Genomic DNA, 14506 nt, shown 5'->3' with positions numbered 1-14506 from the left:
CCGCTGACTCACGGGTAATCTGCAATGGCAAAAATAAATAAAGAGATGATAGCGCGGATCCTGCAGCACGTTGGCGGAGCCGGGAACGTCGCGCAGGCGGGCAACTGTATGACCCGGCTGCGCCTGACCCTGCGCGATGAATCACGGGCCGATAGCGCCGCCATCCGCCAGATTGACGGCGTAATGGGGGTGATCGTTAGCGATGAACAGTTCCAGGTCGTCCTTGGGCCCGGCAAGGCGCAAAGCGCGGCGGAAATGATGAATACGTTACTGGAAGAGGCCCCGGCGGATGCGCCATCGCTGGCCGATGTCGCCGCCGAAAAGAAACAGGCGCTGAAGAGCAAGCAAACCAGCGGTATTCAAAAATTCCTCGCGAAATTCGCCACCATCTTCACACCGCTCATTCCCGGCTTTATCGCCGTCGGCCTGCTGTTGGGGTTCGCAACCCTGGCGGAGCAGATATTTGTCCTCGAAAACGCGCATCCGAACGCGACATTGATGGCGCTGATCGGCTACATGAAGGTGTTCAGCAAAGGGATGTTTACCTTCCTGAGCATCCTGATCGGCTATAACGCCCAGAAAGCCTTCGGCGGCTCCGGGGTCAACGGGGCCATCATCGCTGCGCTGTTTGTTCTCGGCTATAACCCGGAAGCCACCAGCGGCTTCTATTCCGGGATTTCCACCTTCTTCGGCCACGGTATTGACCCGCGCGGCAATATTATCGGCGTGCTTATCGCCGCGATTATCGGCGCGTGGGTGGAACGACAGGTACGCCGCATCATGCCTGCCAACCTCGATATGATCCTCACCTCGGCGGTGACGCTGCTGATCATGGGCGCGATCACCTTTACCGTCATTATGCCTATCGGCGGCTGGCTGTTCACCGGGATGTCATGGCTGTTTCTGCACCTTAACGGTAACCCGTTCGGCTCTGCGGTACTGGCCGGCCTGTTCCTGCTGGCGGTGATGTTCGGCGTCCATCAGGGCTTCGTGCCGGTCTATTTCGCGCTGGTGGATGCGCAGGGGTTTAACTCGCTGTTTCCGATCCTGGCCATGGCCGGTGCCGGACAGGTTGGTGCGGCGCTGGCGCTGTTCTGGCGGGCGAAGCACGGTTCTCTGCTGCGCACGCAGATTAAAGGGGCGATTATTCCCGGCTTTCTCGGCATCGGTGAACCGCTGATTTACGGTGTGACGCTACCGCGCATGAAGCCCTTTATCACCGCCTGTCTCGGCGGCGCCTGCGGCGGTTTCTTCCTCGGGCTCATCGCCTGGCTGGGGCTACCGGTCGGCCTGAATACGGTGTTTGGCCCGTCGGGGCTGGTGGCGCTGCCGCTGATGACCTCCGGCAGCGGCATCTACGCCGGAATGGCGGTGTATGCCGCCGGGCTGGCGGTCTCTTACCTGTGCGGCTTCGCCCTGACCTGGCTGTTCGGCAGTAAAAACGTTGATTTGAGCTAAGAGGCGCGCACGGCGCATAAAAATTGAATCTTTTTTAACCCGCCGAATGGCGGGTTTATTTATTTCTGTGTAATCTACACGTGTAGATTACACAGGAGATTCCCTATGCCAGCCGCAAAACGCAATAAGCAGAACGTCAGCGTGACACTGGACCCAGGCCTGGTTAAACAGGCTCGTGAGGTCGGCATCAATCTGTCTCTAACGTTGACTAACGCTCTAAAAAGCGAAATCCACAGCCTCGAAATAGCCCGCTGGCAAAAAGAAAATGCCCAGGCAATCGACTACCTCAATAATTTAACTGAGGAAAATGGACTTCTCTCTGATGAATACAGGACGTTCTAAATATGCAGTATTACGTTTATAAGAATACAGGTCGAATTGCTGCGTATCCTTACCTCCTTGATGTACAGAGTGACATTATCGGCAAGCGCAATACTCGGGTCGTAATTCCACTGTTTCCACTGAAAAACTATAAAGGTCCACGCGCCGATCGTTTAACACCGCTTGTCACCGTAGAAGGGGAAGAATACGTCGTGATGACTCACGAACTCGCCAGCATCCCACATCGTGTTCTGGGTGAAGAAGTTTGTAATCTGAATCACCAGCGCGAAGTCGTTAAAGCTTCAATGGATTTTCTTTTCGACGGGATCTAACTCGCTACAAGCTTACGCGTCAGATCGCCAAACCCAACGATCTTCCGCCGCAAGGGGCACGCAAATACTCCGACTACCCTTTCCTGCCCCGCTTCCCGCGCGTGCTCATGCTATGATACTGCTTTCGCGCTATTTTCACCTGAGGGAAAGATGGGCTCCAGCAAAAAAGGGATGCTGAACGTACTGATCGCCGCCGTGCTGTGGGGCAGCTCGGGCGTCTGCGCGCAATATATTATGCAGCAAAGCCAGATGTCATCGCCGTTTCTGACCATGACGCGCCTGCTGTTCGCCGGCCTGATCCTTCTGATGCTCTCGTTCTTCCACGGCGATAAGATTTTCCGCGTCCTGCAAAACCGCAAAGACGCCGCCAGTCTGCTGATTTTTTCGCTGTTCGGCGCGCTTACCGTGCAGTACACCTTTCTGATGACTATCGAGCAATCCAACGCCGCCACCGCGACGGTGCTGCAGTTTCTGTCGCCGACGATTATCGTCGCCTGGTTTGCCATCGCCCGCAAAACGCGCCCCAGCCCGCTGGTGCTCGCGGCCATCGCCACCTCGCTGGCGGGCACTTTCCTGCTGGTGACCCACGGCAACCCGACGACGCTGTCGATTTCCCCCACGGCGCTGTTCTGGGGGATTGCTTCGGCGTTTGCCGCCGCTTTTTATACGACTTATCCTTCGACGCTGATTGCCCGCTACGGCACGCTGCCGATTGTCGGCTGGAGCATGCTGCTCGGCGGCGCCATGCTGCTGCCGTTCTACGCCGGACAGGGCAACCATTTTGTGGTGACCGGCGGCCTGCTGCTGGCCTTTTTCTACCTGGTGGTAATCGGCACCTCGCTGACCTTCAGCCTCTATCTGAACGGCGCGCAGAAGATTGGCGGCGCGAAGGCGGGGATCCTCAGCTGCGCGGAGCCGCTGAGTAGCGCCCTGCTCTCCCTGCTGCTGCTCGGCATCACTTTTACTCTCCCGGACTGGCTGGGCACGCTGCTGATTCTCTCGTCGGTGGTGCTGATCGCCATGGATTCGCGGCGGCGGGTTAAAACGGCCTGACGATTATCGGCCAGGAGAGGCTGCGACCGGCGTTTGCAGCCTCTTCAGGTCGTCATCCGTCAGCTCGCAAGCCACCTGCACCAGCTCGCGCTCAAACCCCTGCTCCAGAAGTGAACGGGCAATACGCAACGCTTCTTCTAGTCTACCCTCTTGTTTACCTTCTAACTTGCCCTCCAACTTGCCTTCTTGTCTCCCTTCCTGCCGTAGCCTTTCCGCAATCGTCATGAGTACCTCCTTATGTTGAGGAACGCGCCGCTCGACCTCGTGAAGAAATTCACCAAAATGAGGCGCATCGCCGCACTGCAGCATGTAATTAAACAGCGCTTTCAGCTGGCTGTCATTAGCGCAACCTTTAACCAACAGCTCGGCTAATCGCTCCACCAGGCCAAGTAAATCGCGCTGGCGAATATGCTTTTGAATCAGCTCCAGCAGCGCCACGCGCCGGTGCTGCATAATGTCGTCATCCGGCACCACCGTAATATCCACCAGTGGGAAAGCGGCGGCATAAAGTCGTCGCGCCGTCTGCGTATCAGTAAACTCATCCAGCCAGCAAAGCGAGAAGGGATAGGGACTTTTCGCGCCGTGATAAAACAGCATCGGCACCACCAGCGGCAACGTTTTATGCCCGGCATCCAGATGACGCTGCATCGCCGCCAGCGCGTAGCGCATCAGCCTGAATGCCATATGCGCATCCGGCGTGCTCTGATGTTCAATCACCACATAGATATAGCCGTCGCCGTCGCGGGTTTTCAGCGACCACAGCACGTCGGAGTAGCTGGCGCGCAAATCGGCCTCAATAAAGCTGCCGGACTCCAGCTTGAGCGTTTGCAGATTACACAGCTGGCGCAGCGAAGCGGGCAGATGAATCTCGATAAAATCCCTGGCGCACTCGGGATGCGATAAAAACTGTTTAAAAACCGCATCGTGCGGCGTCGAGGGGGTTCCTTTTTGCGTCATGGTCCGCCATCCCTGGAACGTAATGGCTGGAATATATCCGTCCCAAAAAGCGCAAACACCTGTGCAACAACGGCTTTGCTTGCCGATACGAAAGATAAATTTCAGCGGCTGAAACAGACTCATTCTTATGGAAACCAGCGCGCAAAATGTTGGTTCAGGAATGCGTCTATAGTTAGAGGAACCCTTTAATAAAAATAAGGATATCCGTAATGAAGAGAATGAGTTTTGCGCTTTCGCTGGCAGCCAGCCTGATGTTCTCCAGCGTGGCGACAGCTGCACCGCTCTCCGGGCTGAAGTTTGAACAGCAAAAGCAGCAGATAGTGAAGGATGTGAGGAAAAATTGCCCTACCAGCAGCGCGCTGGATGATACGCAGTTTGCTAACCGCGTGCTGGAATCAGCGGAAAATAAGACCGCCGTACAAAGCGCGACGCGGGCGCTGGATAAAAACAACAGCGCCGCTTATCAGAAGGCCATTAGCGGCATTCAGTGCCCAACGCCCTAGCACCGGGCGCGGAGGCGTCACCATCAGCGGTTCGGAATGATCAAATCTCCGCGCAGCGGGCTGCTAGCGAGCATTTGCGTCTTCTCGGTCAGCCAGTTGACTATCTGGCTGGCCATCGCGTCCATGGAATATTCAATCGCCGGAATCGTCGGAATACCGGGCAGCTGTAACGAGCCCGCCAGGCTGAACACCATGACTTTTTCCGGCACCGCGCGATTAAACGCCTGGAGCTGCGGCACCACCAGCTGCGCCTGCTGCTCGTTGGCAACCAATAACGCATTAAAATTCAGGGTGGTTGCGTTGTTCACCAGCTCCTGAACCGCCACGGACGGCGAATGGCTGTCGAGAAAAACCAGGTTGCGATTGAACGGCAGAAAATTCTTTTCCAGCGCGTGCTTGTAGCCCAGCAGAACCTGGTCAGCAAAGCCGTTAGCCTGAGGATGAATCAGCGCAATCTGCCGCCGCCCCTGGCTTATCAGATAGTTGCAGGCCGTTTCCGCCGCAAAGGCGTGGTCAAACTGAATGCTATTCGTTGCGTCACTTTCCAGGCAGTCAATCAGCACTACGTCGGGCCGGTCGATATTGAGCGGAAACCGCGCGCCGATGATTAACACATTATCGCAGAGGCCGCAGGTCAACTCTTCCAGCGAATGGAGCACTCTGCCGCGGCTGTTGGCAAAACGCAGCAGCAGGTGCATCTGGTGCTGGCTGAGCTGTTTTTCCAGCGCGTAGAGATAGCTGGTGGTTTGATTAATGTTGTCCTGGGCGCAAATGACGCCGATGCAGCCGGTGGTCTGACTCAGCAAAGATTGCGCGATCATATTCGGCCGGTAGTTAAGCGCTTCCGCCGCCTGCAATACCGCCTGTCGGCTGGCTTCCTTTACGCCGCGCGAACCACTCAACACCCGAGAGACTGTGGCTTTAGACACCCCAGCTAACCGTGATACATCGTTGATTGTAGACATTATTTTCCCCTGACAGGGCCAGTCCGATCCCTGTAAATCCTTAAACCTGAATCGCTTCAATAATAACCAGCGGCAGTATATCCGTTTCCCTTTTTATTTGGAAACCGATTTTCCGTTTCATGGAAAATCGTAGCAAAAACCAGGAAAATTTGTGAGCCAAATCTAATTAACACGTCCTTTGACTGACAGATCTTGACGGTTATCACAGTTCTGTTTTTTATAAATGGAAACCGGTTTCCGTCTGATATCAAATCATCCACGCAATAACTTTTTACATTTTGAGGACGATCGTCGATGTACAAGATTATGCTGTGCTGCTCTGCCGGAATGTCCACCAGCCTGTTGGTCAGAAAGATGGTTGATGCCGCGAAGGAACGTAACCTGCCGGTGCAGATTGACGCCTACGGAGTTTCCGAATTTGACATGCAGTTTCCGCAATACCAGGTGGTGCTTCTTGGACCACAGGTGAAATACATGCTGAAAAACTTAGCTGAGAAAGCCGCTCCCCTGAATATTCCGGTCCAGCCGATTAACGCCATGGATTACGGAATGCAGCGGGGAGACAACGTCCTGGATTATGCCCTGTCGCTGATTGAAGCGCATTAAGAGGTGTGCAAATGAGTTCTCTGTATCAGTCCATGATTGCCGCGATCGAGCAATCAATTACCCCGCTGGCAGGACGCCTTGGGCAGCAGAAATACGTTATCGCGATTCGCGATGGTTTCACTGCCGCATTGCCGTTTATGATCATCGGCTCATTCATGCTGGTATTTATCTTTCCGCCTTTTTCCCCGGATACCACTAACGGTTTCGCCCGCGGCTGGCTGGATTTCTCCCAGCAGTATCGCGAACAGCTGATGCTGCCGTTTAACCTCAGCATGGGCGTGATGACGTTCTTTATTTCGGTGGGGATCGGCGCCAGCCTGGGACGCCAGTTCCAGCTCGACCCGGTGATGTCCGGTCTGCTGGCGTTTATGGCTTTCTTACTGGTTGCCGCGCCGTACGCCGATGGCAAAATCTCCACCCAGTACCTCTCTGGTCAGGGTATTTTTACCGCCTTGATCACCGCCATCTATTCCACTCGCGTTTACGCCTGGCTAAAGCAGAACAACATTACGATTCGCCTGCCGAAAGAAGTGCCGACCGGCGTTGCGCGTTCGTTTGAAATCCTTATCCCGGTGCTGGTGGTGATCGCGACCCTGCATCCGCTGAATCTGTTTATCGAAGCGCAGACCGGTATGATCCTGCCGCAGGCGATTATGCATCTGCTGGAGCCTCTGGTTTCCGCCTCTGACTCCCTGCCGGCGATTCTGCTTTCCGTCCTGATGTGCCAGATCTTCTGGTTCGCCGGGATCCACGGCTCGCTGATCGTGACCGGCATTATGAACCCCTTCTGGATGGCCAACCTGTCGGCGAACCAGGCAGCGCTGGCGGCCGGTGCGGCTCTGCCGCATGTCTATCTGCAGGGTTTCTGGGACCACTACCTGCTGATTGGCGGCGTCGGCTCCACGCTTCCGCTGGCGTTCCTGCTGCTGCGTAGCCGCGTCACCCACCTGCGCACCATTGGCAAAATGGGTATCGTACCGAGCTTCTTTAATATCAATGAACCGATTCTGTTCGGCGCGCCGATTATCATGAACCCGATGATGTTTATCCCGTTCGTCTTTGTGCCGATGATTAACGCCGTTCTGGCTTACGGGGCGACGCGCCTCGGCTGGCTCAGCCAGGTCGTTTCGCTGACGCCGTGGACGACGCCGGCGCCTATCGGCGCATCATGGGCTGCAAACTGGACGCTAAGCCCGGTGGTGATGTGTTTAATTTGCATGGTGATGTCGGCGGTAATCTACCTGCCCTTCCTGCGCGCCTATGAACGCTCGTTAATGAAAACTGAAGTTGAAAAAGCAAAAGCCGCAGTGCCGGTTGCCGAAACGGTCAGCCAATAATTAATCTCTATATTTAATATTATATTTAAAATGACGGCATAAATAATGTGGAAAAGGGACTTTCACTGCATTATTTAAAGAATAAAGTTAATGACCTCAGGATCTATCATGATTGAATTAGAAGATGCGGTAATGGAAATTATCGTTAATGCGGGCCAGTCACGCTCATTATGTTTTGAAGCGCTCCATTGCGCCCGCAACGGTAATATAGATGAAGCGCGCTTGCTTCTGAATGAAGCCGATGGCTACGCCCGCCGGGCGCACCAGATGCAGACCCGGCTTATCGAGCAGGACGCTGGCGAAGCGCGCCAGCCGATGACGTTAATTATGGTCCATGCTCAGGATCACTTAATGAATTCACTGCTCGCCCGTGAATTTTCGGAAGAGTTAATTCATTTATACCAGCGTTAATTTATATCAATATTTAGCAACTGTACCCGAACTAAATATACCAGCTTATCCTGGCGGGATAGCTATTATCTAAATATATCCGTCATATTTCAAGCTGCATGTACGTTGGCTGCGCTCGCTTACCCGAATCACTTACCAAAGTAAGCTCATCGGGATTCACTCCCTTGCCGCCTTCCTGCAACTCGAACTATTTAGGATATATATAAATTATTAAAAGCGAGATAATGATGAAAACTGTAAAAATGCTGCCATTAACCATGGCGGTCGTCGCCGCGCTGTGCCCAATTTCCGTATTCGCGCAAGAATTTACTCAAGAACAGATAGACGCCATTGTGGCGAAAGCCGTCGATAAAGCCCTGGCCGAACGCCAGGCGAAAATCGACGCCGCGGCTGATAAAAAAGTGGATGTTATCACCAACCCGCAGACCACCGCGGCCACGCCGGATATGGCGATCCCCTTCGGCCTGAAGTTCAGCGGCTACGCCCGCTACGGCGCGCAGTTCCAGACCGGCGATCAGAAGTTTGTCGGCGTGGATGGCTCCTATAACGGCGCTTCGGCGATCGGCCGTTTAGGCAACGAAGGCAACGGCGGCGAATTCCAGATAACCAAAGCCTTCAAGAGCAGTAAAGGCGCGATCTGGGATATCAACGTCATGTTTGACCACTGGAGCGATGAAGTTAACCTGAAAAAAGCCTACGTCGGCGTCACCAACGTGCTGGAGTCTAACCCCAACGCCTATATCTGGGCCGGCCGCGACTTCCATCAGCGCCCGCAACAGGGGATCAACGACTACTTCTGGATGAACCACGACGGCCAGGGCGCCGGGGTGAAGAACTTTGATATCGGCGGCGTGCAGTTTGACGTGGCGGGAGTGTCGCAGGTGGAGTCCTGTAGCCCGGAAGTGATGGCCGACGAGGCCAACCCGTCGCGCATCACCTGTACCGGCGGCTCCGGTACCGGCGATAACGGCCACTACGCCCTGACCACCAAAACCCACAACATCAAGGCCGGGCCGATCGACGTTGAGGTTTACGCCAACTACGGTTTCGATTCGAAAGCGGTGGACAGCGACGAACGTCTCGACGCCTGGCAGGGCGGGCTGGTGCTCAGCCACACCAACGACAGCGGCGTCAATAAAGTGATCCTGCGCTACTCCGATAACTCGGATAACAGCGTCTACAACAAAACCGATGACCTGACCGCGATTTACGCCAGCTTTGAAGGGCTGCATAAATTCACCCAGCAGGCGCAGATCGAATATCTGCTGGCCTTCCACGACTATGACAACGGCAAGGACAACACCGATAACCGTAAAAACTACGGCGCCATTGTCCGTCCGATGTACTTCTGGAACGATGTGCACTCCACCTGGCTGGAAGCGGGCTACCAGCGCGTCGATTACGACCAGGGCGGCGATAACCACGGCTGGAAGCTGACGCTGTCGCAGAACATCGCCATCGGTATGGGGCCGGAGTTCCGCCCGATGCTGCGCTTCTACGTGACCGGCGGCCAGGTGGATAACAAGCGCACCGCGAAGGTTAACGGCACCAAAGACGAGCAGCTGGATTCGCTGAACGTCGGCGGCATGTTTGAGGCGTGGTTCTAAGAGAGTGAAACCATCCCGGGTCGCGGCGTCAGAGCCCGATCCGGGCTATCAGATCGTAACCTGTAGCCCGGCTAAGCGCAGCGCGAGCCGGGAAGAAGCCGCATCGATATATTCATCCCGGCGCATTCCCCGGGTTGCGGCGTAACGCCTTACCCCGGCTACCACTGGCTTAGGCGGTTTGCAAAAGGAGCCGGAGATTACCTCTGGCTCATCCGGCGGGCGATGCGTTCAAGCTTAATCATCAGCAGCAGCGTGACGCCCACCAGCACGATGGTCAGCGCCGAACCATCGGCAATATTGCCGCGATCGGTCAGGCTAAAAATCGTCACCGGCAGCGTTGTCCAGCCCGGCGGGTAGATCATCACCGTCGCGCCCAGCTCCCCCATCGATAGCGACAGGCTTAACGCCAGTGCCGAAATCATCCATGGCGTCATCAGCGGCAGCGTGACGTGGCGCAGACGATACCACGGCGATGCCCCGAGGCTGGAGGCGACGTTTTCAATATCAGCGGAAATCCGCGCCAGACCGGTGGAAACGTTGCTGAAGGTAAACGCGGAAATCAGCACGAAGTGCGCCGCCAGAACGATCCAAAAGGTGCCGTTCATCTGCAACGGTCCCTGGCTGAAGGCCACCAGAATGCCAAGACCCACAGAAACGGATGGGATGGCGCTTGGCAGATAGAACATCAGCCCAAGGTATTTTTGCAGCTTCGCACCGTACTGCCGCAGGGACAGCGCAGCCCACATGCCGCACAGCAGAGCGAACAAGCTGGCGCAAAACCCGACCATCAGACTGGAAAAGAGCGCATCCCACGCGGCGCCGCGAAACGCGTTAACAAAGTGTCCGAGGGTAAAGCCGGACGGCAGCAGGCCGTTCCACTGCTGGCTCAGGCTGGACATCAAAATCACCGCCAGCGGCAGGAAGAAAAACCCGGCAAACAGCGTCACCGCCAGCGCTCCCGCCGCCGTACGGCCTTTACGCGACCAAATCAACATCGTTATCTCCTCACGCCGGTACGCGCGGCGGCCAGCCGATAGAGCATAAACAGCCCCAGCGACAGCAGAATATTAATCAGCGCAATCATGCAGGCGACGCTGTAGTCCGACTCGAGAATAGCCTTGCTGTAGACCATCATCGGTAGAGTATTTACCCCTTTGGCGCCGATAAACAGCACGATGCCGAACTCGTTGGTGGTCAACAGCAGACACAGGCTGCCGCCCGCCATTAGCGCCGGCAGCACCGCCGGAAAAATCACCTGGCCGATAACCCGCAGCGGATGCGCGCCGAGGATGCTCGCCGCTTCAAGCTGGCTTTTATCAATCTGCCGCAGCCCGGCCATCAGCGGGCGCATCACCAGAGGGGTGAAGACGGTCATTTCCGCCAGTATGACCCCCTGAATCGAATAGAGAAAATCCACCGGCGGCAGTTCAAAAGCAAACAGCGACATCAGCGTCCCGTTCAGCAGACCAGCGGAGCCGTAAATAAAGGTGAAAGCCAGGGTGATGAGAAAGGTCGGCAGCGCAATAAAGGTATCAATTATCCGGCTAATCAGCTGGCTACCGGGAAACGGGATAAACACCAGAATCAGCGCCAGTACGCTGCCGAGCAGCAGGCAGCCTGATGTCGCGATAACCGCGATTTGCAAGGTATTGAGCAATGCGCTGAGAAAGCGCCGGGACTCCACCACCTGCCAGAAGGTTTCGAGGCCCAGGTGGCCCTCGGTATCGCGCAGCGCCTGTTCGCCGATGAGCAGCAGCGGGTAGAAAAATAGGGTCGCCAGCACCAGCAGCGGCGGCAGCAGCCACAGTAAGGGCCGCAGATGAACAGAGCGACGCGGGAGCGTTAAGATCTGCGACATTATGACACCTCAATCAGGACCGCATCGTTGGGTTCAAAATAGAGCGCCAGCCTGTCGCCCGCACGCGGCAGCGGATTCACGTGGGTCATCACGATACGCACCGCCTCCCCCGCCACGTCGCATAGCAGATGGGTCAAATCGCCCTGCCAGTGCACGGAGGTCAGGATGGCGTTCAGCCGGTTGCTGGTGGCCGATCGCGGCGCGAGACTCATATGCTGCGGGCGAATACACAGCAGCTTATTGTTGCCATGCTGGCCGCCGCGGCTGAACGCGGCGATCAATCCGCCGCCGCAGCTGACGCTGACCAGGCCAGGTCCCGCGGTATCTGTCAGCGCCGTCGCCTGCAGGATATTGGCACGTCCGAGAAACTCAGCGCTAAAACGATTAGGCGGATAGTGGTAAAGCTGATGGGTTTCGCCGTGGGCAATGAGCGAGCCGTCTTTCATGATGCCAATCTTGTCCGCCAGGGTCAGGGCTTCAGTCTGATCGTGGGTGACGTAGAGAATGGTCAGCTCCGGCAGTTCGCGGTGCAGACGGGCAATTTCCTCCACCATGTTGTGACGGATTTGCGCGTCCAGCGCCGAGAGCGGCTCATCAAGCAGCAATACCCGCGGACGCACGGCGATGGCGCGGGCAATCGCGACGCGCTGCTGCTGGCCGCCGGAAAGCTGGTGCGGATAGCGGCTGGCGTAATCCGCCATGCCGACGATTTTCAGGGCTTCCTGAACCCGTTCAGCGATCTGCGCTTTGGGCTGTTTCTGCGCCCGCAGGCCGAAGGCGACGTTATCTTCTACCTTCATGTGCGGAAACAGGGCGTAGTTTTGAACCACCATACCAAGGCCGCGTTGATACGGCGGCAGGTGGGTGATATCCATGTCGCCAAGCAAAATTCGACCACTGGCAGGTTGCACAAAACCGGCTATCGCCCGCAGCACCGTGGTTTTCCCGGAGCCCGAAGGGCCAATCAGCGCCAGCACCTCACCGGGTTCAATGGTTAATGTCAGCGGCTTCAGCACCACGTTGCCGTGATAAGAAACGCGCAGCGCGTCGAGAGTAATTCCGGACGTCCCCGCCAGCGACGGGGTGGGGGCAACGGTCGTTTTCATTAACATCACGCTTACTCGCTGTCCGTCACTTTATGCCAGCGGGCAATATCCGCCGACAGCGAAACCGCAACGTCGTCCCAGTTGGGTTCCCAGCTTTTCACGCCGTTAAGCGCCGCTTTCGCCGCTTTAAAGTTAGCGTCTTCCGGCGTCACGTCGCTGCGCACCGGCAAGCCCCAGGAGAGCGCGCTGACGCTGGACTGAGCGGATTTATCGAGCAGGAAGTTAATCAGCTTTTTACCGTTTTCGCCGTTCGGACCGTTCTGCACCAGGCCGATGGTATAGGGCAGCGCCAGCGCGCTGCGTTCGCCTTGCGCGTCCGCTGGCCAGAAGATTTGCACATTCGGGTTACGCGCCATCTGCGACAGGTTCATTTGCAGATCGCCGTTAGCGATGTACAGCTCGCCTTTATTGACCAGCGCGGTCAACTTACCGGTGGAAGCAGACGGACCAACGTTATTGGCCTGGAGCTTACCGAGATAATCGAACCCCGCCTCTTTGCTCCCCATGCTGTGAAACGCCTGTAACATGACCGCCGTACCGTCACCCGCCTGCCCCGGCGTCGAGTACTGCAGTTTGTTCCTGAAGCGGCTATCGAGCAGATCCTGCCAGCTGGCCGGTGCGGTTTTCAGCAGCTTACTGTTATAGATAAAGGTCAGATAGTTATTCACCAGCGGCGAGTAGCGGTCGTGTACGCCCGGGATCCGGGCGCTGTCCTGCGGCTGAAATTCGGCCAACAGCTGTTCTTTCGCGGCACGCTGGATAAACGGCGGCACCGTCACCAGCACATCGGCCTGAGGGTTGGTGCGCTCTTTTGCCAGGCGTTCAACAATCGCCCCGGAACCGCCTTCCACGTACTGCACCTTGATGCCCGTTGCTTTGGTGAAAGCGGCGAACTGGTGCTGGTACCAGCTGTTATCACCGTCGTGCAGCCCGTCAGCGGAGTAAACCGTGACGATGCCATCTGCCCAGACCGGAGAGCTGGTCAGCGCGAACAGGGACAGCAGGGCAAGTCGGGAGAGTTTCATCGTATATGCCTCATCGGGTAGTTAGTCATTCTGGTGTAGACCAGATTGTTTTTCACGCTACCGGGGGTTTATGACAAAACGATGAATGAAGTGTGGCGAAAGGATGACGCCGGCGCAGAAGACCCCCTCCCGGAGGCGGCGCTTGACGCGCCTGTCCGGGCTACCCGTCCGCAGACGGCGGTGAACCCGTAGCCCGGGTAAGGCGCCAGCCGCAACCCGGGAAAACGCTCGGGCTGGACCAATAAAATCAATGGGTATCGACTTCAATACGCAGGCTGTCGTGGCGCCAGTACTCGATATCGTAATCGAGAATTCGCCCGTGCTGATCGTAGTTGAGGCGGCGCAAGAGCAGCGCCGGTCGCCCTTCCATCACCCCCAGGGCTTCCGCGGCCTGAGGCGGCATTGAGGTGGGCCAGAACGACAGATGCATACTGGTATATATCAGGTCATAGTGGGTCTGATAAATTTCGGTCAGGCTGCCGTTTAAATCATGGCGCAGCAGCTCCGGAACCCTGGCCGGCAGGCAGTGATTTTCACAGTAGCAGATTGCCCGCCCGTCAGCATGGCGCAGTCGGGTGAGCAGGTAGATCTGGTCGAACGGCTGCAGCGCCAGCGGCGCCATAACGTCCAGCGGAACGGCGGCCAGACGCCCATCGAGCAGTACCGTTTTCGGCTCTCGTCCCTGTTCCAGGCACAGCTTGTGGAAGTTGGTATTCTGCGTCGGATCCAACCACAAGCGCTCCGGCGTAACAAACCAGCCGCGGCGGTCGGCGCGATAAATCACGCCGCTGGACTCAAGCTGCGCCAGGCTCTCACGCACCGTAATACGCGTGGTGTTGAACAGCGCGCACAGCTCGCGCTCGGACGGCAGCTTATCGCCGCTCTTCAACGCGCCGTTTTGAATACGCGCCTGAAGCTGCGCCTTGATCAGCAGATACTGTGGCGTCTCGCCAGAGGGTGATTTCAT

16 protein-coding genes are annotated in these 14506 nt (G+C 56.6%); 9 read left to right on the top strand and 7 right to left on the bottom strand.

Annotated elements, in window-relative coordinates:
- Positions 1–24 precede the first annotated feature (24 nt).
- The 4 genes from murP (at position 25) to ABLU96_RS15565 (ending at position 3164) form a co-directional block, all read left to right on the top strand.
- Entirely contained in the window at positions 25–1458 is a 1434-nt protein-coding gene (gene murP / locus ABLU96_RS15580; RefSeq protein ID WP_049083310.1) for a PTS N-acetylmuramic acid transporter subunit IIBC, read from the top strand.
- Positions 1459–1563: 105 nt separating this feature from the next.
- On the top strand, positions 1564–1800 hold the full coding sequence (locus tag ABLU96_RS15575; protein ID WP_014227298.1) for a type II toxin-antitoxin system CcdA family antitoxin: 237 nt from the start codon (positions 1564–1566) through the stop codon (positions 1798–1800).
- A gap of 2 nt (positions 1801–1802) precedes the next feature.
- Entirely contained in the window at positions 1803–2111 is a 309-nt protein-coding gene (locus ABLU96_RS15570; RefSeq protein ID WP_014227299.1) for a CcdB family protein, read from the top strand.
- 150 nt (positions 2112–2261) lie between these two features.
- Entirely contained in the window at positions 2262–3164 is a 903-nt protein-coding gene (locus ABLU96_RS15565) for an EamA family transporter (RefSeq protein ID WP_014227300.1), read from the top strand.
- A gap of 3 nt (positions 3165–3167) precedes the next feature.
- Here ABLU96_RS15565 and ABLU96_RS15560 read toward each other — a convergent pair whose 3' ends face one another.
- Positions 3168–4121 (bottom strand): Rpn family recombination-promoting nuclease/putative transposase, encoded by a 954-nt coding sequence (locus tag ABLU96_RS15560; protein ID WP_032751828.1) that lies wholly within the window; start codon positions 4119–4121, stop codon positions 3168–3170.
- A 209-nt stretch (positions 4122–4330) separates the two neighbouring features.
- Here ABLU96_RS15560 and ABLU96_RS15555 point away from each other — a divergent pair, with 209 nt between their 5' ends.
- Positions 4331–4624 carry a YicS family protein gene (locus ABLU96_RS15555; RefSeq protein ID WP_064357598.1) on the top strand — a complete coding sequence of 98 codons (294 nt, stop codon included), beginning with the start codon at positions 4331–4333 and terminating at the stop codon, positions 4622–4624.
- Positions 4625–4647: 23 nt separating this feature from the next.
- Here the strand turns inward: ABLU96_RS15555 and ABLU96_RS15550 are convergent, their stop codons facing one another.
- Complete coding sequence (locus ABLU96_RS15550) at positions 4648–5589, bottom strand: LacI family DNA-binding transcriptional regulator (protein ID WP_025107585.1); 942 nt, start codon at positions 5587–5589, stop codon at positions 4648–4650.
- Positions 5590–5883: 294 nt separating this feature from the next.
- Between ABLU96_RS15550 and ABLU96_RS15545 the strand changes: the two genes are divergently transcribed.
- From ABLU96_RS15545 to ABLU96_RS15530, 4 genes are all read left to right on the top strand, one after another.
- Positions 5884–6195, top strand: coding sequence for a PTS sugar transporter subunit IIB (locus tag ABLU96_RS15545; protein ID WP_014227304.1), 312 nt, complete (start codon positions 5884–5886; stop codon positions 6193–6195).
- A gap of 11 nt (positions 6196–6206) precedes the next feature.
- A complete protein-coding gene (locus tag ABLU96_RS15540; protein WP_014227305.1) occupies positions 6207–7532 on the top strand; it encodes a PTS transporter subunit EIIC in 1326 nt (441 codons plus the stop codon).
- Positions 7533–7640: 108 nt separating this feature from the next.
- Positions 7641–7943: a PTS lactose/cellobiose transporter subunit IIA gene (locus ABLU96_RS15535; RefSeq protein ID WP_004855598.1), complete on the top strand. Its 303-nt coding sequence runs from the start codon at positions 7641–7643 to the stop codon at positions 7941–7943.
- A gap of 227 nt (positions 7944–8170) precedes the next feature.
- Positions 8171–9550, top strand: coding sequence for a carbohydrate porin (locus ABLU96_RS15530; protein WP_047722798.1), 1380 nt, complete (start codon positions 8171–8173; stop codon positions 9548–9550).
- Between the two features lie 197 nt (positions 9551–9747).
- Here the strand turns inward: ABLU96_RS15530 and phnV are convergent, their stop codons facing one another.
- The 5 genes from phnV to phnR all read right to left on the bottom strand — a co-directional run bounded on the left by phnV (position 9748) and on the right by phnR (position 14506).
- The gene (phnV, locus tag ABLU96_RS15525) at positions 9748–10545 is read right to left on the bottom strand and encodes a 2-aminoethylphosphonate ABC transport system, membrane component PhnV (RefSeq protein ID WP_025107577.1); all 798 of its coding nucleotides are present in this window, start codon (positions 10543–10545) and stop codon (positions 9748–9750) included.
- A gap of 2 nt (positions 10546–10547) precedes the next feature.
- On the bottom strand, positions 10548–11408 hold the full coding sequence (gene phnU, locus ABLU96_RS15520) for a 2-aminoethylphosphonate ABC transporter permease subunit (protein ID WP_048262945.1): 861 nt from the start codon (positions 11406–11408) through the stop codon (positions 10548–10550).
- Positions 11408–12520, bottom strand: coding sequence for a 2-aminoethylphosphonate ABC transport system ATP-binding subunit PhnT (phnT, locus tag ABLU96_RS15515; protein WP_064406024.1), 1113 nt, complete (start codon positions 12518–12520; stop codon positions 11408–11410). The genes phnU and phnT overlap by 1 nt, the downstream gene beginning before the upstream one ends.
- Positions 12521–12525: 5 nt before the next feature.
- Positions 12526–13539: a 2-aminoethylphosphonate ABC transporter substrate-binding protein gene (gene phnS, locus ABLU96_RS15510; RefSeq protein WP_014227308.1), complete on the bottom strand. Its 1014-nt coding sequence runs from the start codon at positions 13537–13539 to the stop codon at positions 12526–12528.
- 247 nt (positions 13540–13786) lie between these two features.
- Positions 13787–14506 (bottom strand): phosphonate utilization transcriptional regulator PhnR, encoded by a 720-nt coding sequence (phnR, locus tag ABLU96_RS15505; RefSeq protein ID WP_009653851.1) that lies wholly within the window; start codon positions 14504–14506, stop codon positions 13787–13789.

Origin of the sequence: Klebsiella sp. CN_Kp106, from assembly GCF_040064575.1 — a bacterium.
Classification (GTDB): domain Bacteria; phylum Pseudomonadota; class Gammaproteobacteria; order Enterobacterales; family Enterobacteriaceae; genus Klebsiella; species Klebsiella michiganensis.
This window is presented reverse-complemented; position numbering and strand designations above follow the sequence as displayed.